Origin of the sequence: Micromonospora sp. WMMD1128 (assembly GCF_027497235.1) — a bacterium.
GTDB lineage: Bacteria > Actinomycetota > Actinomycetes > Mycobacteriales > Micromonosporaceae > Micromonospora.
The window spans coordinates 4,038,280-4,060,747 of record NZ_CP114902.1; the positions used below are offsets into that span (position 1 = coordinate 4,038,280).

Consider the following 22,468-nt stretch of genomic DNA (forward strand, 5'->3'; position numbering starts at 1 on the left):
CGGCCGGGTCTCGTGCGAGGAAGCGCGGGCGGTGATCGTTTGGCCATGATCAACACCAGTTCGGTGAAGTGGGGGCATCGCCGGTGGTCGGATACCGCCACATCACCGAACTGGCGTCCGGCCTACCGACGTCTCCCGAGCACCGGGGGCATCAAGACGGCAAACGGGTGCAAGCTGGGTCAGTTTACCGGTCAGATCTCTCCCATGTCCGCCATGTGAGAAGGTTTGTCCGCCATATGGAAGCAGTCGCGAGCCGGGAGCCATGGCAGGAGTTGACCAAGGACTTTTGGGGCGCGGGGAAGCGCTTCGAGGACGCGAACTCCTTGATCACCGGACGAGGAGGGGGCGTCAGGGGGTGGGGGCGGTGAGCCAACCGGGCAGCGGCTCGCGGGCGGTCAGCCACCCCTCGGGGACGCCGCCGGGGGTGCCGACGCCGGTGTACGCGGCGACGATCCCGCCGACGATCGCCGCCGTGGTGTCCACGTCGCCGCCCGCCTCCACGCAGGCGCGGATCGCGGCCGGGTAGTCGTGCAGCAGCGTGGCGGCGACCCAGAGCGTGAACGGGACGGTGTCCGGCGCGGTGACCCGCGAGCCGTTGCCCACCGCGTCGGCCACCTCGCCGGCCGGTTGACCGAGCAGCGCGGCGGCCCGGCGTACGCCCCGGTGCACCTCGCCGGCCGGGTCGAGCGCGCCGGCCACGGCGCTGAGCAGGCGGTGCGGCTCGGGCCGGGTGCCGTCGAGGCGGGCCCGGGCGGCCAGCGAGGCGGCCACCGCCACGGCCACCGCTCCGGCGCTGCCCTCCGGGTGGGCGTGGGTCACCTCGGCGCAGGCGCGCGCCTGGTCGGCGGCGCGGTGGATGGAGTCGGCGTGCCACGCCCCGAGCGGAGCCACGCGCATCGCCGCGCCGTTGCCGAGGGAGCCCTGCCCGTCGAACGCCGACGCGGCGGCCACCGGCCACGGCGTGCCGGCGCGGATCAGCCGCAGGACGCTCACCGCGCCGGGGCCGTACCCCCGCCGGGGCTCGCAGCGCGCGGCGAAGGCGAGCGCCAGCCGGTCCCGGTCGACCCGGCCGGTGGAGGCCAGCTCGGCCACCACGGAGCAGGCCATCTCGGTGTCGTCGGTCCACTCCCAGGGCGGCGCGGGCAGCCGCCCCGCGGCGAGGTCGGCGGGACGCCGGCCGGGGACGGCGAACTGGGAGCCGAGGGCGTCACCCACCGACAGGCCGGCCAGCGCGTCGCGGGCGAGCGTCAGGCGGGTGTCGGGAAAGAGGATGAACGTCATCGCCGTTCCAGCTTGCCCCGTCCGCCGGGCCGCCGCAACGCGATCGACTTGCCACGCCGAGTACGGTGCTGACGTGGCAACCGTCCTGCTGGTCGAAGACGACCACGTCGTGCGTGGCGCGATGCTGCGGTCGCTCACCGACCGGGGCCACGCGGTGCACGCCGTCGGCACGGCGTTGGACGCGTTGCGCCGGGTCGCCGCGGAGACGCCCGACCTGGTGGTGCTCGACCTGGGCCTGCCGGACCTGGACGGCTCGGACGCGCTGCGCATGCTGCGGGGCATCACCGACGTGCCGATCATCATCGCCACCGCCCGCGACGACGAGCAGTCGGTGGTCCGGCTGTTGCGGGCCGGCGCCGACGACTACATGGTCAAGCCGTTCACCGGCGCGCACCTGGACGCCCGGATCACCACCGTGTTGCGCCGGGCCGGTCGGGCCAGCCGGACCGTGCAGCCGGCCGTGCACACGGTGGGCGGCCTGCGGGTGGACGTGGGCGAGCGCAGCGCGGTGCTGGACGGGGAGGCACTGGCGCTGACCCGCAAGGAATTCGACCTGCTGGCGTATCTCGCCGCTCGTCCCGGCCGGGTAGTGTCCCGGCGGGAGCTCTTGGAGGAGGTATGGCGGCAGCCATCGGTCGGCGAGGACCAGACCATCGACGTACACCTGTACTGGCTCCGCCGCAAAATGGGCGAGTCCGCGGCGAAGCCGCGCTACCTGCGCACCGTGCGGGGGGTCGGCTTCCGGCTGGTGGCGCCGGACTGAGGCCGGTGCTGGCCTGGCTCACCGCCGGCATGTGCAGCCTGGTCGCGCTCGCCTTCCTCATCCCGCTCGGCCTCACGCTGTCTGACAAGTCCCGCGAGGAGAAGCTGTCCGACGCCGCGCGGCGCGGCGCGCTGGTGACCGGCGCGCTGGCGGTCAGCACCGACCCGGAGGTGGTCCGGCGGGCGGTGGCGGCAAGCGGTGACGACCCGGCGCTGCGCCCGGTGGTGCACGGCGTCGGCGCCGACGAGTCGGCCGGTCGCGCCGACGCGTCCGCGCTTGCCGACGCCGCCGCCCAGCGACGCTCGGTGGTGACCGAGGTGGACGGTGGGGTGCTGCGGCTGGACCCGGTGGTGCTCGGTGACCGGGTGGCCGTGGTGGAGGTCTTCGTACCCGACGAGGTGCTCGACGCCGGCGCCGGCGGACGCTGGCTGCTGCTGCTCGCGGTGGCGCTGGCCCTGGTCGGCGCCGCGGTGGTCGTGGTGGACCGGGTGGCGGCCCGGGCCGTGGACGCCACCGGCGACCTGGTCAAGGCGGCCCTCGCGGTGGGCGACGGCGAGCTGGGGGTACGGGTGGAGCCGACCGGCCCGCGGGAGCTGGCCGAGGCGGGGCACGCGTTCAACCGGATGACGGAACGGTTGGCGGCGTTGCGTGCCGACGAGCACGAGCTGGTCGCCGACCTGTCGCACCGGCTGCGTACCCCGCTGACCGCGCTGCGGCTGGACGCGGAGGCCCTGGAGTCCGACGACACGAGCATCGGCACGTTCAGCGAGGCGGAGCTGGACCGGCGGCGCGGCATCCGGCGGATCCGGCAGGCCATCGTCACGCTTGAGGGCGAGGTCGACCAGCTGATCAAGACGACCCGCAAGGCGGTCAGCCAGGAGACGGCGCCGGCGTCCTGCGACGTCAGCGAGGTGGTCCGGGACCGGATGGTCTTCTGGTCGGCGTTGGCCGGCGACCAGAACCGGCCGCACCGGGTGGTCGGGGCGCAGTTGCGCATCCCGGCGCCGGTGCCCCGGGCCGAGCTGGCCGCCGCGCTGGACGCGGTGATCGGCAACGTCTTCCGCTACACGCCGCAGGGCACCGCGTTCGAGGTGGCGGTGAGTCGCCGGGACGGCTGGGTGGCGATCCGGATCGACGACGCCGGGCCGGGCATCGCCAACCCGGACCGCGCCCTGCGCCGGGGCGAGAGCGACCAGGGCTCCACCGGGCTGGGGTTGGACATCGCCAAGCGGGTCGCGTTGCAGGCCAACGGATCGGTGAGCCTGGACCGCGCCCGGCTCGGCGGGGCCAGCGTGGTGATGCTGCTGGCCGATCCGGACGCCGCGCCCCGTCAGGTCAACCGGTTCGGGCTGGTCGGCCGGATGGCCCGGGAGGCCCGGGAGCCGCGCGCCGGGCGGCGCTGGCCGCGTCCGCGTTGACGCCGTGGCTGTGCGGCGGCGCAAGTTCTCCTTAGGAGTGTGTTAACGACCGCCGTCACGGGGGCGCGGAATGTCAGGATCTCCGACAGAACCCATCAGTTCCGTCGGCCGGGACGCCCCGTAACACCTTCCGGCCGGCGGATCCGTGCGCGCGGCGGGAGTTCGGTCCCCCCACACCTCGCTCCCGTCGCGCGCCGCTCTCGTACGAGTCGCCGGCCGCTACGACTGTCCCGGCGGCCGGCGGCCGTACGGCCGCTCAGCGTGCCGCGCTCGCCAGGTACGCGTCGATGTCGGCGCTGATCCGGGCCGCCTCGGCCGGCGCCAGGAACGCGGCGGCCACCGCGTCCCGGGCCAGCGCGGCCACCCCGACCGGGTCGAGGTTCAGCAGCCGGGCGGCGACCGCGTACTCGTCGTTGAGCGTGGTGCCGAACATCGGCGGGTCGTCGGAGTTGATGCTGACCGGGACGCCGGCGGCGACGAGTTGCGGCAGCGGGTGCTCGTCGAGGCTGGCCACCGCCCGGGTCCGTACGTTCGAGGTCGGGCAGACCTCCAGCGGGATCCGCCGCTCGGCCAGGTGGGCCAGCAGCGCCGGGTCGAGCGCGGCGGAGATGCCGTGGCCGATCCGTTCGGCGCCCAGCTCGCGCAGCGCGTCCCAGATCGTCTCCGGGCCGGTGGTCTCGCCGGCGTGCGGCACCGAGCGCAGCCCGGCCGCCCGGGCCTGGTCGAAGTACGGCTTGAACTGGGGTCGGGGCACCCCGATCTCGGGGCCGCCGAGGCCGAAGCTGATCAGCCCGTCGGGCCGTTCGTCGAGCGCGATCCGCAGGGTCTGCTCGGCCGCCGGCAGCCCGGCCTCGCCGGGGATGTCGAAGCACCAGCGCAGCGCGATGCCGAAGTCGGCCTCGGCCCGCTTGCGGGCGTCCTCGATCGCCTCGCAGAACGCCGGCGCGGGGATGCCCCGGTGCACGTGCGAGTACGGCGTGACGGTCAGTTCGGCGTACCGGACCTGCTGGCGGGCCAGTTCGCGGGCCACCTCGTGGGTGAGCAGCCAGACGTCGTCGGTGTCCCGGATCAGGTCGACCACGCTCAGGTAGACCTCGACGAAGTGGGCGAAGTCGCGGAACGCGAAGTAGTCGGCGAGCGCGTCCGGGTCGGCCGGGACGGGGCTGCGCCCCTCGTGCCGGGCGGCCAGCTCGGCGACGATCCGGGGCGAGGCGGAGCCGACGTGGTGCACGTGCAGCTCCACCTTGGGCAGTCCGGCGATGAAGGTGGGCAGGTCGGTCACGAATTCTCCTCTGCGTGGGCGCCGGTGCGGGCCACCACGAAGATCCGGCGGAACGGGAAGTACACCTGACCCTGCCGCACCGGGTACGCCTCGGCCAGCGCCACGCCCAGCTCGGCGCGGAAGTCGGCCCAGCCGGCGGCGTCCAGCGCGGCGCGGACCGGGCGCAGGGCCGTGCCCTCCATCCAGGCCAGCACCGGGTGGTCGGCGCCGGCGGCGGGCAGCAGGTGCACGTAGGTAGTCTCCCAGGCGTCGACCGCGCAGCCCGCCCCGGTCAGCAGCGCGGCGTAGCCGACCGGCTCGTCGACCGGGGCCGCGCGCAGCAGCCCGGCGAGGGGTTCGCGCCAGCGGCCCCGCCCGGCGACCTCGTGCAACGCCAGGTGGGACGGCGCGGCGAAGTTGCCCGGCACCTGGAACGCCAGCCACGCGCCGGCGGGCAGCTCGGTGGCCCAGCGGGCGAGCAGGTCGCGGTGCTCCGGCACCCACTGGAGCACCGCGTTGCCGACGAGCACGTCCACGTCCGGCGCCGGCCGCCAGTCGCGGAGGTCGCGCACGCCGAACGTGACCGGGACGTCCAGGGCGGCGGCCCGCGCGATCATCTCGGGCGAGGAGTCCAGGCCGGTGATCCGGCTGCCGGGCCAGCAGGTCGTGGAAGGGGCGGGAGCGCTCGTCGCCGTAGCGCAGGTAGGTGCTCGGGTCCCACATGGCATTTCTCCAAACCGTACGTACGTCTTGTTGGAGACCGTACGGCCCGACGCGCGCGACGGCAACCCGCTCACTAGGCTCGACCGGATGGAACAGCGCAACTTCGACCGGCTCGGCCGGCACGTCGGCATCATCGGACTCGGCGCCTGGCAGCTCGGCGCCGACTGGGGCGACGTCAGCGAGGACGCGGCGCTCGACGTGCTGGGCGCCGCGGTGGACGCCGGCGTCACCTTCCTGGACACCGCGGACGTGTACGGCGACGGCCGCAGCGAACAGCTCATCGGGCGGTTCCTGGGTGCCCGCCCGGGGCACGGGCTGACCGTCGCCACCAAGATGGGCCGCCGGGTGCCGCAGACGCCGGAGGCGTACACCCTCGACAACTTCCGGGCCTGGACCGACAGGTCCCGGGCCAACCTGGGCGTCGACACGCTCGACCTGGTGCAGCTGCACTGCCCGCCCACCGCGGTCTTCGCCGACGACCGGGTCTTCGACGCCCTGGACACCCTCGTCGCCGAGGAGCGCGTCGCCGGGTACGGGGTCAGCGTGGAGACCTGCGAGCAGGCGCTCACCGCCATCGCCCGGCCCGGTGTGGCAAGCGTGCAGATCATCCTGAACGCGGTCCGGCACAAGCCGCTGGACGCGGTGCTGCCGGCCGCCGCGGCGGCCGGCGTGGGCATCATCGCCCGGGTGCCGCTGGCGAGCGGCCTGCTCTCCGGCCGGTACGACGAGCACACCACGTTCCCGGCGAACGACCACCGCACCTTCAACCGGCACGGCGAGTCGTTCGACGTCGGCGAGACGTTCGCCGGCGTCGACTACGACCTCGGCCTGGCCGCGGTGCGCCGGCTCGCGCCGCTCGTCGGCGACGACCGCACCATGGCGCAGTTCGCGTTGCGCTGGATCCTCGACCAGCCCGGCGTGACCGTGGTGATCCCCGGGGCCCGCTCCGCCGAGCAGGCCCGACGCAACGCCGAGGCGGCCGGCCAGCCGCCCCTGAGCGAGGCGGAGCGGGCCGCGGTGCGGGCCACCTACGACGAGCTGATCCGGTCGCGGGTGCACGACCGGTGGTGACCGGTCCGACCCGACCCGCCGGCGCGGCGCCGCCGGCCCCGCGCGACGGCGGGCATGCTGGATCGGGGCGCACGTCGGCGGAGGGGACGCGATGAGGGGTTGGTTCCGGCTCACCATGGGGCTGGTGGGCGTGGTGCTCGGTGCGCTCTGGACCGTCCTGGGGCTCGGCTACGTCGAGGGCAGCGCGCTCACCGACGTGCGGATCGGGGCCGTGGTCGGCCCGGCGCTCGTCCTGGTCGGACTCGTCGCGCTCTGGTGGGGCATGCGGGCACGCCGCTGAGCCGCCGCGGGTCGGCATGGAGAAGCCCCGCCTCCCGGTGGGAATGCGGGGCTTCGCGCGCCGGCCCGCCCGGCCGGCGCTCCGTCAGCTCAGATGGGGCGGACCTGCTCGGCCTGCGGACCCTTCTGACCCTGGGCGATCTCGAACTCCACCCGCTGGTTCTCCTCCAGCGAGCGGTAGCCGCTGGACTGGATGGCCGAGAAGTGGACGAACACGTCAGCACCCCCGCCGTCGACGGTGATGAAGCCGAAGCCCTTGTCAGCGTTGAACCACTTCACGGTTCCCTGCGCCATGTGCAACTCCTTCTAAAACTGGCGGCCGAGCACGCCGTGCGGCCGATTGGCCGTTTTCGAGCAGCGGCGCCTGAGGTGGCCCCCCATGCAGGGAACGTCTCTCAACCCACGCGTCTCGCAACAGCGTGAGACAGCAAACCACGTACGCAAAAACTTCGCACAGCCTACCGGACGAACGTCTCCGACATGTGACCTGAAGGTCGCCCGAAGCCACGCCGAAGACCCCTCCCCCAGCGTGCGGGGAAGGGGTCCGTTCCGGATCTGATCAGTCCGGCCAGTGCCCGGTCAGCCGTCGCACACCGACCGCGCCGCCCCGGTCCACGGCCGCCCGGACCGCCGAGAAAATCGCCCCCTGGAGGGCCGCGGCGGCGAGCACCTCGCCCCAGTGCCGGTCCTCGTCGGTGGCGCTGGGCGCGTCGTCGTCGCCCGCCGCCAGCTTCCAGACCTGCCGGAAGACCATGCCCGCGACCGCGCCGGCGGCCAGGCCGAGCAGCACGCCCACCGGCCGGTACGCCACCTTGCCGATCTTGCCGCTCACCCGCGCCTCCCTCGGATCACCAACAACACCACCACGGTCGCCACCGCGCCGGCCGCGACCGCCGCCCACGGCACCGGGCTGCGCCCGACCGCGCCGCCGGAGCCGTACGCCTGCGCCCGGACCGACCGGACCCGCTCCGCCGCCCGCCCGCGCGCCCGCGCCACGGTCAGCGCCGCCTGCTCGCGCATCCGCGCCTTGGCCTGCTCGGCGGAGTGCCGCACCAGCGCCTTCGGGTCGGCCCGGGCGGCCAGCAGCTCCATCGTCTCACCGAGTTCCACCCGGGTCCGGCGGATCTCCTCCCGGAGCGCCGCCACATCCCCGGTCCCGTTACCGGTTCCGTTGCCGGTCATGCCCGCCTCCCGTCCTTCACCGCGGCGGTGACCGTGTCGACGTCCGCGCGGACACTGCGGACCGCCGCCTCCGGCACCGGCGGGACGGCACGGCTGACCTGCTTCTTGCCCACGAGCGCGAGGATCCCGGCGAGCAGGAACAGCGCCACCGCCACGATCAGGGCGGCCAGCCACGCCGGCATGACAAGCGCCAGCAGCAGAATCACGGTGGCGACGAGCGCACCGGCGCCGTAGAGCGCCATCACCCCGCCACCGCCGAACAGACCGATCCCGATCCCGGCGTGCTTGCCCTTCTGGGTCAGCTCCGCCCGGGCCAGGGCCAGTTCGTCCCGCACCAGGCGGGTGACCTGCTCGGTGGCCCGTTGCACCAGTTCCGCGGTGGACGGCTCGGTCCCGGGCCGGGACGTGCTGGGACTCGCGACGTCAGCCATGCTGTCCTCCTTTCGTCATCACCGCGCTGTATGCCCGGAGTCGCCGCCCGTCAATCCTGCGCGGAACGGCCGGTCGGCCCGGCCGCCCGCCGCCGGAGCCCGGCGGCGGATGGCCGGAACCCGGGGCGTGGCCAGCAGGTCCCCCGGAACACGACCGATCAAACCCACTCGGCCCGAGACTCCGCGAACCGGTCCGACCGGCCGCGTACCGTCCCCGACTGGGACAACGCGCCGGGCGACGCCGGGGTCACGGACCCACCGGGCGCGCGGAGCCCCCGGCGCCGCGCGGGCGGCCGGGGGCTCCGATCGGGTACGCGGGGTCAGCGCCGGGCCTCGGCGTGGTCCTCCCGACCCACGAACGCCTCGCTGCGGGCCTCACCGTCGTCGCTGCCGCCGAAGACCCGCGCGTCGTCGGGGGCCTCGGTGTCGGCCGGCCGGCGCACCGACCGGCGCAGCGGCGCCACCTGCCAGGCCAGCGGACCGGTCGCCTCGCCCACCTCGGTGCGCAGCCGGGGCAACGCGGTCGGGCGGTGGTCGCGTACCCAGGCCACCAGGTTCTCCCGGACCAGGCAGCGGAGGTCCCAGAGGCTGCCCGCGTCGGCGGCGCTGACCACCGCGCGGACCTTGACCAGGCCGCCCGTGGCGTCGGTCACCTGGAGGACGCAGACCCGGCCGTCCCAGAGGTCGGTGCCCTCGCAGAGCCGCCGCAGCTCCTCCCGCACGGCCTGCACCGGGACCGCCCAGTCCAGGTCGAACTCGGCGGTGCCGAGCACCTTCGCCTCGGTCCGGGTCCAGTTCTGGAACGGCCGGCTGGTGAAGTACGAGGTGGGCAGGATCAGCCGGCGGTCGTCCCAGACCTGCACCACCACGTAGCTGAGCGTCATCTCCTCGATCCGGCCCCACTCCCCCTCGATCACGACCACGTCGTCCAGGCGCACCGCGTCGCTGAAGGCGAGCTGGAGGCCGGCGAAGACGTTGCCGAGCAGGCTCTGCGCGGCCAGCGCGGCGACCGCGGCCACCACACCGGCGGAGGTGAGCACCCCGGCGCCGACACCGCGTACGGACGGGAACGTCATCAGCATCACGCCGACGGCGAGGATCACGATCACCGCTATGGTCAGCCGGCGCAGCAGCACCACCTGGGTCCGCACCCGCCGGGCGTGCCTGTTGTTCGGCACGTCCGTCCGGAACCGCGCAAGCGCGGTGTCCTCCGCCACCACCAGCAGCGAGGCCACCAGCCAGGCGAGCGCGGCGATCATGGCCAGCACCAGCGTGTGCAGGACGAACCGCCGCCACGGGCTACCCACCGCGTAGAGCGTGGTGAACCGGATCGCGAGCTGCACGCCGACCACTGTCGCGGCGACCTGGAACGCACGGTGCGAGTGCTCGGTCAGCTCGGTCATCAGCAGTGAGCGGCGGCCCAGCCGGCGGGTGACCCGGTGGGCCACCTGTACCAGCACCAACGCGACCGCCGCCGCGACGAGCGCGGCGGCGACGGTCACCAGGTAGCTCTGCACGACATCTCTCCCTCCGCCCGGCGGAATCGGGCAAAGGCCCAATGGTGCCCGGCGGTCCGGATATCGACCAGGCTCAGACCTTGCGGTACCGGGACTGGAAGAAGCAGTAGACGCCGAACGCGGCGATGCCGAGCGCCATCAACGACAGCAGCCACGGGCCGTACGCCTGGTCGCGCAGCGTCCGCAGGGCGGCGTCCAGGCCGCGCGCCTTCTCCGGGTCGTACTTCACGGCCGCGACCACGATGAGCAGGCCGGTGATGGCAAAGACCGCGCCCCGCGCGGCGTACCCGACCATGCCGAGGCGACGGGTGAGCTGGTGTGTCTTGCGGCTCATCTCGCCGGTCTTGAGGTTGCGCTCGAACTTCTTCTTCAGGCCGTAGATCACCATGCCCACGCCGACCGCGGCGAGCACCAGACCGGCCAGGCCGACCAGCCACCGGCCGCCGTCGGAGGCCATCAGCTTCTCGGTGAGCTGCTGCTGCTGGTTCGAGGAGTTGGCGCTGGCGTCCCGGACCACCTTGATCGCGGTCCAGCCCAGCCAGGTGAAGACGATCACGCGCACGACCGAGGCGATCCGCTCGAAGATCCGCTCCTTGCCGGTCTTCGACTGGTGGCCGATCACCGCCTGGAACGCTTGCCAGATGGCCATGGCGAACAGCCCGACGGCGATCGCGACCAGGACGAACTTGCCGAGCGGCTGCTCGCCGAGCGTGCGCAGGGCGCCGTTCTGGTTGCCCTCCTCGCCCGACTTGCCGAAGGCGATCTGCAACGCCAGCCAGGCGAGGAGGAGGTGCACGATTCCGTAGCCGATGAACCCGACACGGGTCAGCAGTTCGAGCCAACGGCTGTTCTTGGCCTGGGCGGCGGTGGCGCCGGCGCTTCGGGTGACAGACATGCGCCCTCAATCTCCCGACGTGCGATTTTCCAAACGTCACCGCCCGCCGCCGCCCGGCCGAATCCGATCAGCTGTTGGGGTTGCGAGCCACCCGCAGCACGACGTTCTGGTCGGTGACGCTGTCCAGGCTGACCTGGAAGCCGCCCACCTCGGTGGCCTGCTGGCCCGTGGTGAGTGACAGCTGTTCCCCGGCCACCTCGACGGTGACCTGGTCGTCCTGGGTGCCGATGAGCTTGGCCTCGACGCCGAGGATGCTGGCGCTGGCTTCCACCCCACGGTCGAAGGTGATGGTGCAGGCGTCCAGGCCGCAGTCGGTGTCGGCGCCGTTCGAGCTGCATCCGGCGAGCAGCGCGGCGCCGAGGGCGAGACCGGCGAGCATCCCGGCGGCGCGTCGGGCGGAGGTCGGGGCGAGGGTGGCGCGTCGGTTCGTCACCTCCCCAAGGGTACGGCGCGCCGGCCACCGCCCCGGGGTGGCCGCGCGCGCCGAGGTGGGGTGTTAAGAAGGGGCCCCGCCTCTACCGAATGCGTTAAGAAGGGCCCCCGCCTTCCGCGCTAGGGTGCGGGAATGGCTTTTGATGTTGCCCGGGTGCGGCGCGGATACCCCGCGCTGGGCGAGGGTTTCGCGCACTTCGACGGCGCCGGTGGCACCCAGACCGCCGCCGGGGTGATCGAGGCGGTGGCCGACGCCATGCGTACCGCCATGGGTAACCGCAGCACCGCCTTCGCCCCCGGCCGGCGCGCGCTGGAGCTGGTCGCCGGCGCGCGGGCCGCGGTCGCCGACCTGCTCGGCGCGGACCCGGCGGGCGTGGTGCTGGGGTCGAGCGCCACCGCGCTCACCTACACGCTGGCCCGCACGCTCGGCGCGGGCTGGCGGCCCGGCGACGAGGTGGTGGTGTCGCGGCTGGACCACGACGCCAACGTCCGCCCCTGGGCGCAGGCCGCCGAGGCGGCCGGGGCGACGGTGCGCTGGGCCGAGTTCGACCCGGACACCGGCGAGCTGCCCGCCGGCCAGTACGCCGACCTGGTCACCGCGCGCACCCGGCTGGTCGCGGTGACCGCCGGCAGCAACGCGATCGGCACCGCGCCGGACGTGGCGGCGATCGCGAAGACCGCGCACGCCGCCGGCGCGCTGGTCTGCGTGGACGGGGTGCACTCGGTGCCGCACGGCCCCACCGACCTGGCCTCGCTCGGCGCGGACGTGCTGGTGACCAGCGCGTACAAGTGGTCAGGTCCGCACCTGGCGGCGATGGTCGCCGACCCGTCGTGGTGGGCGACGCTGCGCCCGGCGAAGCTGATCCCCTCGGCCGACGGGGTCCCGGACCGCTTCGAGTACGGCACCCCGAGCTTCCCGCTGCTGGCCGGCGTGGCCGCCGCGGTGGACCACCTGGCCGGTCTCGACCCGGCCGCGTCCGGCGACCGCCGGGAGCGGGTACGCGCCGGCCTGGCCGCCGCCCAGGCGCACGAGGAGGCGGTCTTCGACCGGCTGCTCACCGGGCTGACCGCCCGGCCGTTCGTCACCGTCTACGGCGCGCCGGCCCGGCGCTGCCCCACGGTGTCGTTCCGGCTGGCCGGGCAGGCTCCGGCGCGGACCGCGGCGGCGTTGGGCGAGGCGGGCTTCTGCCTCTCCTCCGGCGACTACTACGCCTACGAATACTTCCAGGCCATGGGGCTGCGCGACTCCGGCGGCGCGGTGCGGGCCAGCGTCTACCACTACAACACGGCCGACGAGGTGGACCGGCTGCTGGCCGAGATCGACCGGGTGGCCGACGACGAGAGGACGATGGTCAGGTGAGCTTCCTGGTCGAGGAGAACCCCGCGAAGCACCGCTTCGAGATCCTGGTCGACGACGCGCTGGCCGGCTTCAGCGCGTACCTGCCGCGCGGCGAGGTGCTGGTCTTCACGCACACCGAGGTCGACGACCGCTACCAGGGGCAGGGCGTGGGCGCCGCGCTCGTCGGCGGCATGCTGGACCAGATCCGGGCTCGTGGCGGTCGGGTGGTGCCCCGGTGCCCGTTCGTGGCCGCGTTCGTCGAGCGCCACCCGGAGTACGCCGACCTCGTCGTCGACGCGCCCTGAGACCCGGCCCGGCCGGGGGACCTCCCCACCCGGCCGGGCCGGGAGTTCACCTGGTGCCGGCCAGCAGCTCGGCGGCGGCCCGGGCCGCCGCCGCGGTGGCCCCGTGGGTGGCCAGGTGCACCCGGCCGGTGGCCAGCTCGGGCACGCCCAGCTCGACCACCACCGCGTCCGGGCGGACGGCGAGCGCCCGTGCCACCGCGTCCCGCATCCACTCGTGCCGGTGCAGGTCCCGCACGACGAGCACCAGCGGCCGGTCGGCCGGGCCGGTCGCCGGGTCGGCGGGGACGGCGTCGGCGGCGTACCGGGCGGTGGTGGTGCCGGGCGCCAGGTGGGCCAGGGGCGCGGCGACCCCCCACGGCGTCTCCTCGCCGATGGCGATGTTGCGGGGCGGCGCGAACTCGACCACGTGTGCCGGCCCGGCCAGCGGCAGCAGTCCGGCCTCGCCGGTGACCCGGACCGCCCGGCGGGCGGCGGCCAGGCCGATGGGTGAGTCGCCGGGGGACGCCGGGCCGGCGGCGCGGCGGGCGCGGGCGGCGACGCTCCACGCGGCCAGCTGACCGACCCGCTTGGCCGCCTCGGCCAGCCGTTCCTCGGGCAGCTCCCCGCTCGCCACCGCGGCCACGATCGCGTCGCGCAGCTCACGGGCGTCGGCCTCGGTGGCGCGTTCCCCGCCCACGCAGATGGCGTCGGCGCCGGCGGCGAGCGCGCGCACCGCCGCGCCGGCGAAGCCGTACCGGTCGGACACCGCCCGCATCTCCACCGCGTCGGTCACCACCACGCCGCCGAAGCCCAGCTCCTCCCGGAGCAGCCCGCCCAGGATGCGCGCGCTGAGCGTGGCCGGCAGCTCCGGGTCGAGGGCCGGCACCAGCAGGTGGCCGGTCATCACCGCCTGCGCCCCGGCGGCCACCGCGGCGCGGAACGGGGCCAGCTCGACGGCGTCGAGGCGGGCCCGGTCACCACCGATGCGGGGCAGGTCGTGGTGGGAGTCGACCCGGGTGTCGCCGTGCCCGGGGAAGTGCTTGGCGCAGGCGGCGACGCCGCCGGCCTGGAGGCCGCGTACCCAGGCGGCGGTGTGGCGGGCGACCAGGTCCGGGTCGGCGCCGAAGGAGCGCACCCCGATGACCGGGTTGGCCGGGTTGGAGTTGACGTCGGCGTCCGGCGCGTAGTCGAGCGTGACGCCGACGGCGGCCAGCTCGGCGCCGAGGTCGCGGGCGACCTCCTCGGTCAGCGCCGGGTCGTCCACCGCGCCGAGGGCGAAGTTGCCGGGCCGGGAGCTGCCCCGGGCCGACTCGATCCGGGTGACGTCGCCGGCCTCCTCGTCGATGGCCACGATCACGTCCGGACGTTCCGCCCGCAGGGTAGCGGTGAGCGTGGCGACCTGTTCGTGGTCGACGACGTTGCGGGCGAAGAGGACCACCGAGCCGAGCCCCTCGCCGAGCCAGCGGCAGACCCAGGGTGGTGGGACGGTGCCGACGAACCCGGGTTGCAGGACGGCGGCGGCGAGCGCCGCCAGGTCTCCGGTGGCTCCCATGTTCCGCTCGCTCATGTGCGGTAGTTCCCCCGTCTCCCCACGGACCCGCCACGACCGACGGGTGCTCACATGGTCACACCGCGCAGCTAAATAGTCAACAATCCTTACTGTTAGCCGCTGGCGTTCCCGGCCCGGCCCGTGGGAGAGTTCCGGCATGTCCGCCCTGCCGCTCGCCGACGCCACCAGCGCCGCCGACATCCCCGGCGTACGCCTGCTCGGCCTGGTGGTCGGCGCCCTGTTCCTGCTGATCGCGATCCGGGCGATGTTCCGCCGCTGACGGCCCGCCCCGCCCCCGGTTTCGGGTGGTGACGCCCGGGGTAGCTGTGGCCGTTGATGAAGCTGACCACGCACGCCACCAACCTGCGCCGCGCGGCGAAGAACCTGTTCGGCTGGACCGCGCTGCGGCCCAACCAACTGGCCGCCATGCGCGCCGTCATGAAGCGCCACGACGCCCTGGTGGTGCTGCCCACCGGCGCCGGCAAGTCGGCGATCTACCAGATCCCGGCCAGCCTGATCCCCGGCCCGACCGTGGTCATCTCCCCGTTGCTCGCGCTCCAACAGGACCAGATCGCGGCGCTCAACGAGCGGCAGCGGCCCGAACTGCGCGCGGTGCGGATCAGCTCGGACGAGAGCGCCGCGCAGCAGGCCGAGGCGATCGAGGAGATCCGGGCCGGCCGGGCGGAGTTCCTGTTCATCACGCCCGAGGCGCTGAGCAACCCGGACCGGCTCGCCGAGGTCCGCTCACTGGGCCCGGCGCTCGTCGCGATCGACGAGGCGCACTGCATCTCGTCCTGGGGCCACGACTTCCGGCCGGACTACCTGGCGCTCGGCCACCTGATCGACGGACTGGGCCGGCCCCCGGTGGTGGCGCTCACCGCCACCGCGTCCCCGCCGGTCCGCGACGACATCATCGCCCGGCTGCGGCTGCGCGAGCCCGAGGTGGTCGTCTCCGGGCTGGACCGGCCCAACCTGTTCCTCGAGGTGGCCTACTGCCCGACCGACGACTACCGGTGGCGGCGGCTGATCGCGCTGCTGCGCGACGACGAACGCCCCGGCATCATCTACGTGCCGACCCGGCGCGCCGCCGAGGAAATGGCCGGGCGGCTGACCGACGCCGGCTTCCCGGCCGAGTTCTACCACGGCGGCATGCCCACCGGCGCCCGCCACGAGCTGCACGAGGCGTTCCTCGCCGACCGGGTCCCGATCATGGTGGCCACCTCGGCGTTCGGCATGGGCATCGACAAGCCGAACATCGCCTGGGTGGTGCACATGGCGCTGCCCGACTCGCCGGACAGCTACTTCCAGGAGATCGGCCGGGCCGGCCGGGACGGCTCACCGTCGCGGGTCCTGCTGCTCTGGCGGTCCGAGGACGTCGGCCTCCAGCGCTACTTCAGCGGCGGCCTGCCGGACGAGCAGGAGCTGACCGACCTCGCCGCGGTGCTGCGGAGCAAGGCCCGCACCCGCAAGGAGCTGCGCGAGCTGACCGGGCTGGGCCCGCGCAAGCTCGGCCAGTATCTCTCCCTGCTGGAGCAGATCGGCGCCGCCGTGCCACGCGCCCGGCAGCGCGTCGGCGCGCCCCGGTACGCGCCGGACGCCGTCGAGTCCGGGCGGGCGGCGCGCGCCGAGGCCGAGCGGCAGCAGACCGTGACCCGGTCACGGACCGACATGATGCGCGCCTTCGCCGAGACCACCGGCTGCCGCGGGCAGGTCCTGCTCGCCTACTTCGGCGAGCAGATGACCGACGTCTGCGGCCACTGCGACAACTGCCACGCCGGCACCAGCGTGGCGAACGACGGCGCGGTCGGTCCGTTCCCGGTGCACAGCCAGGTCCGCCACGCCGAGTGGGGGTCCGGTCTGGTGCTCAACTACGAGGACGACCGGATGACCGTGCTCTTCGACGAGGTGGGCTACAAGACGCTGTCCGTGCGCGTGGTGTCCGAACAGGGCCTGCTGGAACTGGACTAGCCTGACCCGGGCACCGTGGCGGTGCCCGTCGACAACGACGACCACGGCGAAAGGAACCTGATCGTGATCGAGCAGCCGGCGTACACCCGTTTCGGCGTCTCCGACGAGGAATGGGGGTTGCTGGTGGGTCTGCCGCAGGCGGTGCTCACCGCGGCGGCGGCGGCCGAGTCCGACGGCACCCGGCGGACCATGGCCGAGAACGCCGCCGGGTTGGAGACCATCGCCGCCGGCCGCGAGTCGGCAAGCCCGCTGGTGGCGGCCGTGGCCGGCGAGGTCGTCTCCCGGGTCGGCGACCCGGAGACCGGCGCGGAGCTGCCGGTGATCACGCCGGACGACCCGACGGCGATGATCGAGGACGTGCTCGCCCGCGCCGGCCAGGCGTCCGCCCTGCTCACCGGCAAGGTGGATGAGGGGCAGTCCGGGGCGTACCGGCACTGGCTGGTGGAGATCGCCGACCAGGTGGTGGGCGCCGCCTCCACCGGCGGCATCCTGGGCATCGGCGGTGACGTGGTGAGCGACTCCGAGCGTCGCTTCCGGGACCGGCTGTCCCAGGTGCTCAACGACTGACCTGCCGTCTGCCTATGACGGACGTCACGCCCCACGGGTGGTCGCATTTCCGACCCGTGGGGCGTCGTCTTTGGTGAAGGGCAGACGAACCACGGGGGTCGTTCATGGACATCGCGATGCAACCGCAGGTCTTCGACACGGCGCAGGTGCCCGCCGCGGACCGGTTCGGGCTGTGGCTGGACATGCTCGCCCGCACACCGACGCTCATGCGGGTGCGCACCGAGCACGCCGACAACTTCACCGCCCGGGCCGAGTTCCTCGACCTGGGGCCGATGCAGCTCATCCGGCACCGCTACCCGTCGCTGGACGGGATCCGCACCCGCAAGCTGATCCAGCGCTCGGACGCGCCCTGCTACGTCCTCGCGCTGCCCCTGACCGGCACCGGGGTCACCGACCAGGACGGGCAGCGCGGCGTCTGCCCACCCGGCCACTTCACCTTCTACGACTGCGCCCGCCCGCAGGAGATCAGCCACCACGTCGACGGGGCCCGGGACCGGTCCGCCAGCTCGGTGGTGGCCCTCATCCCGTACGACGCGCTGCCGCTGTCGCACCGCCAGCTCGCCCCACTGTTCGCCGGCCGGATGTCCGGCGGCGAGGGCGTCGGCGCGCTGCTCGCCGACTACCTCATCCGGCTCACCGGCCACCCGGAGCAATACCACGCGGCCGACGCCGAGCGGCTCGGCGCGGTCGCGCTCGACCTGACCGCCACGCTGCTCGGCCGCCACCTGGTCTCCGAGGACGCCGTCCCCACCGAGGTCCGGCGCCGTGCCCTGCTGGCCCAGGTGCGCGCGTACGTCCGCCAGCACCTCGGGAACGGCACGCTGGACCCGGCCACGATCGCCGACGCGCACCACATCTCGGTGCGCTCCCTGCACCGGCTCTTCGAGTCCGAGGCGACCACGATCGCGGCGTACATCCGGGACGAACGGTTGGCCCGATGCCGCCGGGACCTCGCCGACCCGGCGTTGGGCGGCCGGTCGATCCAGGCGATCGCCGGCCGCTGGGGTTTCCGGGACAAGGCCCACTTCAGCCGGGCCTTCCGGGCGGCGCAGGCGGAGACGCCGCAGGCGTACCGCGCGCGTCACCTGGAACGGGCACGGATCGTCAACAACGCGGCGTCCGAAGTCAACCCGACCGGGACACACTGGACCCGGGCCGGCGCCGGGAACCCGGCGACGACCCACCGGTAACGGGGGGCCGCGGCGTGGCGCCCGCGGCGGTCCAGCCGCGGGCGACCCCGCCCCGGCGGTGGCCTCCCGCGCCACGCCGCACGGCCCCGGTTTCCGGCCCCGCCGCTTCCCCCCAGGACCGGCGGGGCCGGTCGGTCAGTCGGCCTCCTCCTCCAGCAGCGTCAACACCGACTTCTCCACCGCGTCGCGCGGCATCTCCGGCTGGACCGGCGCCAGCACCCCGTCGTGGTAGAGGTCGACCACGCGCGGGTCCACATACGACGTCCGGGCCACCGTCGGCGTGTTGCCGAGCAGCTCGGCAACCGAACGCATCACCGCCGCCACGGCCCGTCGACGGGCGGTGACGGACCGCTGCGGGCCCACCGTGGCCAGCTCGGTGGCGGCCAGCACGGTGGCGTGCCAGGTGCGGAAGTCCTTCGCGGTCATCTCCCCGCCACTGGCGTCACGCAGGTAGTCGTTCACCTCGTCGCTGCGCACGTCGCGCCAGGCCCGCCCGTCCCAGTAGCCGAAGAGCCGCTCCTGCGCGCGCCGCCGTCGACGCAGGTTGAGCAGCACATGGCACAGCTCCGCGTCCTCCACCCGGCGGACCTGTTCGATGCCGCCCTTGGCCGGGAACTCGAAGACCACGCACCCGCCACGGGACCGGGCGTGCTCCGGGCGCAGCGTGGACACGCCGAACGTGGGTTCCTCGCCGGTGGCGTACTGGTCGCTGCCGACCCGGAACGCCCCCATGTCGAGCAGCCGGGCGACGGTGGCCAGCACGCGCTCCCGCCGCAGCCCGCGCAGCGCCAGGTCGTGCGCGACCCGGTCACGCAGCACCGGCAGCCGGTGGGCCACCTCCAGCACGTGGTCGAACTTGGCCTCGTCCCGCTTCTGCCGCCAGCCGGGGTGGTAGAGGTACTGCTTGCGGCCGGCCACGTCGATGCCGGTGGCCTGGATGTGCCCGTTCGGGTACGGCGAGATCCACACGTCCCGCCAGGCCGGCGGGATGACCAGCTCACGCAGGCGCGCCAGCTCGCCGGCGTCGCCCACCGGCTCGCCCGTCGGGTCGAGGAAGAGCCAGCCCTTGCCGCGCCGCCGCCGACCGTAGCCGGGCCGGCCCGGATCGCTACGCCGCAACCGCACCGGAGACCCGTTCCACCTCGGCCACCGCCGCCACCACCTCGTCGACCCCGACGGCGGCCAACGCCGGGTGCGCTCCCGTCCCGCCCGCCGGATCCCGCTCGACTCCGCCGGCCTCGACTCCGCCGGCCTCGGTGCCGCCGAGCGCCCGGTGCCGGGGCCGGTCGGCCGGCGGACCCCAGTGCGCCGCCGGCACCGGCCCGAACAGCACCACCGAGGCGGTGCCGTAGCCGGTGGCGAGGTGGGCCACCCCGGTGTCGCCGCTGACCACCAGGCGCGCGCCGGCGACCAGCGCGGCCATCTCGGCCAGGCCGGTGCGGCCGGCCAGCACCGCCGTCGGCGGCAGTCCGGCGTCGTGGGCCACCCGGTCGGCGAGCGCCCGCTCGTCGGCCGAGCCGGTGAGCACCACCCGGTGCCCCCGCGCGGCCAGCGCCCGGGCCAACCCGACGAAACGGTCCGCCGGCCAGCGCTTCGCCGGCACCTTGCCGCCCGGGTGCAACACCGTCACCCCGCCGGGTACGCCGGCCACGGCCGGACGCCGCAGCGCCAGGTCGCCCGGTTCGGCCGGCAGGTCGTACGCGTGCAGCAACCGGCACCAGCGGTGGACCTCGTGCTCGTCGTCCGTCCAGGCCGGACCGTCCAGGTGGCCGGCCGACGGGTTCCGGTGGGCGAGCAGCCGGCCCGGCCGGGTGGCGGCCAGCGCCAGGTGCGACTCGGGCCCCCGGCCGTGCAGGTTGACCGCCACCTCCGGCGGCGGACCGGTCCAGGCGATCCGGCCCGGCCCCGCGGTGGGCAGCACCCGGTCCACCGCGCCGGTCAGCTCCGCCAGCGGCGCCAGCCAGGCCGGCGCGGCGAGCACCAGTTCCCGGCCGGGCAGCCCGGCGCGCAGGCCCCGCAGGGCCGGGACGGCGGTGGCCAGGTCGCCGACCCCGAGCGCGCGCAGCACCAGGATCACGGGTACGACGACTCCTGTTCGGCGCAGACCACCATCTCGCGGACCGCGCAACCGGCCGGTTGGGACAGCGCGAACATCACCGCGGCGGCGGTGTCGGCCGCCTCGTTGAGCACGGCGTCCGGGCCGGGACGGTACTGGGCGTCCCGCTCGTCGAAGAAGGCGGTGCGCATGCCGCCGGGGATCAGCAGGGTCACCCCGACCGCGCCGGCCAGCTCGGCGGCGAGCGCCCGGGTGAAGCCGACCACCCCGAACTTGGCCGCGCAGTAGGCGGTGGCGTCGCCGACCGCCTTGACCCCGAGCGTGGAGGCGACGGTGACGATGCTGCCCCGGGACGCCGTCAGGAAGGGCAGTGCGGCCCGGATCACCGCGGCGGTGGCGAGCAGGTCCACCGTGACGATCCGCTCCCAGGTCTCCGCCGGCACGTCGGCCAGCTTGCCGGGCACGTCCACGCCGGCGGCGGTGACCACCGCGTCCAGCCCGCCGGAGCGTTCCGCGAGGTCCCGGGTGGCGCTTTCGGCGGCGCGGGTGTCGGCCAGGTCGCACTCGGCCCAGGGCACCCCGTCGGCGGGGCGCTGCCGGTCCAGCACGAGGGGCCGGCCGCCGGAGCGGGCGACCGCGGCGACCACCGCCGCGCCGAGGCCGCTCGACCCGCCGGTGACCAGGACGGCGGGACCGACGCCGTGCGGGCCGGCGCTCATGCCGCTTCCCCCGGACGGGTGGGCGTGACCACGCCGGGCCGGACGCGTCGTATGTTCATCGTGCCTCCTTCGCCGTGGACCGGACGACCGTCGCGGGCCCGGTCTGCGCCGTCGCCGGGCGACCGGCCCGGCCGCGTCCGGCGCGGGCCGCCGCGATCATGTCGGTGGTGGACCGCCCGTCCAGGTACGGCACGACCACCGTGTGCCCGCCCCAGCGGGCCAGGATCTCCGACTCGGGCAGCGTCTGGGCGCCGCCGCCGCTGGCGTAGTCGCCGCCCTTGACCCAGATGTCCGGGCGCAGCCAGGACAGGGCCGCGTGCGGGGTGTGCTCGTCGAAGATCAGCACCGCGTCGACGCAGCCGAGCGCGGCGAGCAGCCGGCCCCGGTCGCCCTGCGGCACGACCGGACGTTCCGGTCCCTTCAGCCCGGCCACGCTCGCGTCGGAGTTGAGGCACACCACCAGGCAGTCGCCGAGCTGCCGGGCCGCCTGGAGGGTCGCCACGTGGCCGGCGTGCAGCAGGTCGAAACAACCACCGGTGGCCACCACCGTGCCGCCGGACGCACGTACCCGGGCCACCACCTCGCCCGCGGCCACCGCGCCGATCCGGTCCCCACCGGCCGTGACCACCGCCGGGGGCACGGCCCGGACCGGCGCCGGCAGCGCGGTCGCCACGCCCCCGCCGGCCACGTACGCGGACGCCTCGGTGACCGCCTCCTGCACCGCCTCGGACACCAGCGCGCCCCGGGCCAGCGCCAGGGTGGCGGTCGCGGCGAACCGGTCCCCCGCGCCGCAGGTGTCCCCCTCGGCGGCCGGCGCCGGCACCACCAGCGGGGTGGAACCGGCGTGGCAGAGCAACGCGCCGTCCCCACCGAGCGTCACCGCGACCGCGCCGGCCTGCCAGCGCCGGCGCAGCGCCTGCGCGCTGCGGGACGCGGTCGCCAGCCGGGAACCACCGGGCGGCGTCTTCGCCAGCTCCCGCGCCTCCGGCTCGTTCGGGGTGGCCAGATGGACCCCGGGCACGGCCGCCGGGCCGCGTGGGTGCGGGTCCCACACCACGGGCGCCCGGGTCGCGGCCAACGCGGCACGCAGCGCGGGCTGGCCGGCGACGCCCCGACCGTAGTCGCTGACCAGCACGGCGGACGCGGAGGCGAGCAGCCGCAGCACGGCCTCGCTCGGTTCACCGGGCACCCCGATGGCACCGCCCCGGTCGTGGCGCAGCAGCACCCGGCCGCGGACCCGCAGCCGGACCTTCTCCGGCGTGGCGCCGGCGAGCGGGAGCGCGTACAGCTGCACCCCGGCGGCGGCGAGCAGGGCGCCGAGCCGGGCCCCGCCGGCGTCGTCGGCCACGGCGGTGACAAGCGCGACCTCGGCGCCCTCCGCGGCGGCGAAGACGGCGGCGAGGCCGGCGCCACCGGGACGGTCGACAGACGTGGTCTCGTCCAGCACCGGCACCGGGGAGTCCGGGCAGAGCCGGTTCACCAGCCCCTCCACGTCCCGGTCCAGCAGCGTGTCACCGAGCACCACCACGGGTCCCGTCATGCT

At 74.9% G+C, this 22,468-nt stretch carries 24 protein-coding genes and 1 pseudogene; 10 read left to right on the plus strand and 15 right to left on the minus strand.

Annotation, left to right across the window (positions count from 1 at the left end):
• Window positions 1-348: 348 nt before the first annotated feature.
• On the minus strand, window positions 349-1,281 hold the full coding sequence (locus O7602_RS17970; protein ID WP_281583791.1) for an ADP-ribosylglycohydrolase family protein: 933 nt from the start codon (window positions 1,279-1,281) through the stop codon (window positions 349-351).
• Between the two features lie 73 nt (window positions 1,282-1,354).
• Between O7602_RS17970 and O7602_RS17975 the strand changes: the two genes are divergently transcribed.
• Together O7602_RS17975 and O7602_RS17980 are read left to right on the plus strand one after the other, a co-directional pair.
• Entirely contained in the window at window positions 1,355-2,044 is a 690-nt protein-coding gene (locus O7602_RS17975; protein ID WP_107160748.1) for a response regulator transcription factor, read from the plus strand.
• Between the two features lie 29 nt (window positions 2,045-2,073).
• Entirely contained in the window at window positions 2,074-3,462 is a 1,389-nt protein-coding gene (locus tag O7602_RS17980; protein ID WP_281590377.1) for a HAMP domain-containing sensor histidine kinase, read from the plus strand.
• A 256-nt stretch (window positions 3,463-3,718) separates the two neighbouring features.
• Here O7602_RS17980 and O7602_RS17985 read toward each other — a convergent pair whose 3' ends face one another.
• Both O7602_RS17985 and O7602_RS17990 read right to left on the minus strand, forming a co-directional pair.
• A complete protein-coding gene (locus O7602_RS17985; protein ID WP_281583792.1) occupies window positions 3,719-4,744 on the minus strand; it encodes an adenosine deaminase in 1,026 nt (341 codons plus the stop codon).
• Window positions 4,741-5,446 (minus strand): annotated as a pseudogene (locus O7602_RS17990) (methyltransferase domain-containing protein). Before O7602_RS17990 ends, O7602_RS17985 begins: the two are co-directional and overlap by 4 nt.
• 87 nt (window positions 5,447-5,533) lie before the next feature.
• Between O7602_RS17990 and O7602_RS17995 the strand changes: the two are divergent.
• Window positions 5,534-6,517 carry an aldo/keto reductase gene (locus tag O7602_RS17995; protein ID WP_281583793.1) on the plus strand — a complete coding sequence of 328 codons (984 nt, stop codon included), beginning with the start codon at window positions 5,534-5,536 and terminating at the stop codon, window positions 6,515-6,517.
• 91 nt (window positions 6,518-6,608) lie between these two features.
• Window positions 6,609-6,797 carry a hypothetical protein gene (locus O7602_RS18000; RefSeq protein ID WP_281583794.1) on the plus strand — a complete coding sequence of 63 codons (189 nt, stop codon included), beginning with the start codon at window positions 6,609-6,611 and terminating at the stop codon, window positions 6,795-6,797.
• Window positions 6,798-6,886: 89 nt separating this feature from the next.
• Here the strand turns inward: O7602_RS18000 and O7602_RS18005 are convergent, their stop codons facing one another.
• From O7602_RS18005 to O7602_RS18035, 7 genes are all read right to left on the minus strand, one after another.
• Window positions 6,887-7,090, minus strand: a complete 204-nt coding sequence (locus O7602_RS18005; RefSeq protein WP_088962828.1) for a cold-shock protein — start codon at window positions 7,088-7,090, stop codon at window positions 6,887-6,889.
• 265 nt (window positions 7,091-7,355) lie between these two features.
• Complete coding sequence (locus O7602_RS18010) at window positions 7,356-7,628, minus strand: DUF4235 domain-containing protein (RefSeq protein ID WP_281583795.1); 273 nt, start codon at window positions 7,626-7,628, stop codon at window positions 7,356-7,358.
• Window positions 7,625-7,978, minus strand: coding sequence for a DUF3618 domain-containing protein (locus O7602_RS18015; RefSeq protein ID WP_281583796.1), 354 nt, complete (start codon window positions 7,976-7,978; stop codon window positions 7,625-7,627). Before O7602_RS18015 ends, O7602_RS18010 begins: the two co-directional genes overlap by 4 nt.
• A complete protein-coding gene (locus tag O7602_RS18020) occupies window positions 7,975-8,409 on the minus strand; it encodes a phage holin family protein (RefSeq protein ID WP_281583797.1) in 435 nt (144 codons plus the stop codon). Before O7602_RS18020 ends, O7602_RS18015 begins: the two co-directional genes overlap by 4 nt.
• Window positions 8,410-8,729: 320 nt before the next feature.
• Window positions 8,730-9,926 carry a mechanosensitive ion channel family protein gene (locus tag O7602_RS18025; RefSeq protein WP_281583798.1) on the minus strand — a complete coding sequence of 399 codons (1,197 nt, stop codon included), beginning with the start codon at window positions 9,924-9,926 and terminating at the stop codon, window positions 8,730-8,732.
• 73 nt (window positions 9,927-9,999) lie between these two features.
• The gene (locus O7602_RS18030; protein ID WP_281583799.1) at window positions 10,000-10,821 is read right to left on the minus strand and encodes a DUF1206 domain-containing protein; all 822 of its coding nucleotides are present in this window, start codon (window positions 10,819-10,821) and stop codon (window positions 10,000-10,002) included.
• A gap of 67 nt (window positions 10,822-10,888) precedes the next feature.
• On the minus strand, window positions 10,889-11,254 hold the full coding sequence (locus O7602_RS18035; RefSeq protein WP_281583800.1) for a hypothetical protein: 366 nt from the start codon (window positions 11,252-11,254) through the stop codon (window positions 10,889-10,891).
• A gap of 132 nt (window positions 11,255-11,386) precedes the next feature.
• Between O7602_RS18035 and O7602_RS18040 the strand changes: the two genes are divergently transcribed.
• Window positions 11,387-12,613: a cysteine desulfurase-like protein gene (locus O7602_RS18040; RefSeq protein ID WP_281583801.1), complete on the plus strand. Its 1,227-nt coding sequence runs from the start codon at window positions 11,387-11,389 to the stop codon at window positions 12,611-12,613.
• Window positions 12,610-12,897: a GNAT family N-acetyltransferase gene (locus O7602_RS18045; RefSeq protein ID WP_281583802.1), complete on the plus strand. Its 288-nt coding sequence runs from the start codon at window positions 12,610-12,612 to the stop codon at window positions 12,895-12,897. The genes O7602_RS18040 and O7602_RS18045 overlap by 4 nt, the downstream gene beginning before the upstream one ends.
• A 46-nt stretch (window positions 12,898-12,943) precedes the next feature.
• On the opposite strand, the gene O7602_RS18050 is transcribed toward O7602_RS18045, so the two are convergent.
• Complete coding sequence (locus O7602_RS18050) at window positions 12,944-14,443, minus strand: glycoside hydrolase family 3 N-terminal domain-containing protein (protein ID WP_281583803.1); 1,500 nt, start codon at window positions 14,441-14,443, stop codon at window positions 12,944-12,946.
• Between the two features lie 139 nt (window positions 14,444-14,582).
• Between O7602_RS18050 and O7602_RS18055 the strand changes: the two genes are divergently transcribed.
• From O7602_RS18055 to O7602_RS18070, 4 genes are all read left to right on the plus strand, one after another.
• A complete protein-coding gene (locus O7602_RS18055; RefSeq protein ID WP_281583804.1) occupies window positions 14,583-14,705 on the plus strand; it encodes a hypothetical protein in 123 nt (40 codons plus the stop codon).
• A gap of 56 nt (window positions 14,706-14,761) precedes the next feature.
• The gene (locus O7602_RS18060) at window positions 14,762-16,393 is read left to right on the plus strand and encodes an ATP-dependent DNA helicase RecQ (protein WP_281583805.1); all 1,632 of its coding nucleotides are present in this window, start codon (window positions 14,762-14,764) and stop codon (window positions 16,391-16,393) included.
• A gap of 63 nt (window positions 16,394-16,456) precedes the next feature.
• Complete coding sequence (locus tag O7602_RS18065; protein ID WP_281590379.1) at window positions 16,457-16,960, plus strand: hypothetical protein; 504 nt, start codon at window positions 16,457-16,459, stop codon at window positions 16,958-16,960.
• Window positions 16,961-17,064: 104 nt separating this feature from the next.
• Window positions 17,065-18,150, plus strand: coding sequence for a helix-turn-helix domain-containing protein (locus O7602_RS18070; RefSeq protein ID WP_281583806.1), 1,086 nt, complete (start codon window positions 17,065-17,067; stop codon window positions 18,148-18,150).
• Between the two features lie 135 nt (window positions 18,151-18,285).
• On the opposite strand, the gene O7602_RS18075 is transcribed toward O7602_RS18070, so the two are convergent.
• The 4 genes from O7602_RS18075 to O7602_RS18090 are packed head-to-tail and all read right to left on the minus strand — an operon-like array spanning window position 18,286 to window position 22,465.
• Entirely contained in the window at window positions 18,286-19,275 is a 990-nt protein-coding gene (locus O7602_RS18075) for a DNA topoisomerase IB (protein ID WP_281583807.1), read from the minus strand.
• Window positions 19,259-20,227, minus strand: a complete 969-nt coding sequence (locus O7602_RS18080) for a glycosyltransferase family 9 protein (protein WP_281583808.1) — start codon at window positions 20,225-20,227, stop codon at window positions 19,259-19,261. Before O7602_RS18080 ends, O7602_RS18075 begins: the two co-directional genes overlap by 17 nt.
• Entirely contained in the window at window positions 20,224-20,925 is a 702-nt protein-coding gene (locus O7602_RS18085) for an SDR family oxidoreductase (RefSeq protein ID WP_281583809.1), read from the minus strand. Before O7602_RS18085 ends, O7602_RS18080 begins: the two co-directional genes overlap by 4 nt.
• A 55-nt stretch (window positions 20,926-20,980) precedes the next feature.
• On the minus strand, window positions 20,981-22,465 hold the full coding sequence (locus tag O7602_RS18090) for a PfkB family carbohydrate kinase (protein ID WP_281583810.1): 1,485 nt from the start codon (window positions 22,463-22,465) through the stop codon (window positions 20,981-20,983).
• Window positions 22,466-22,468: the final 3 nt, after the last annotated feature.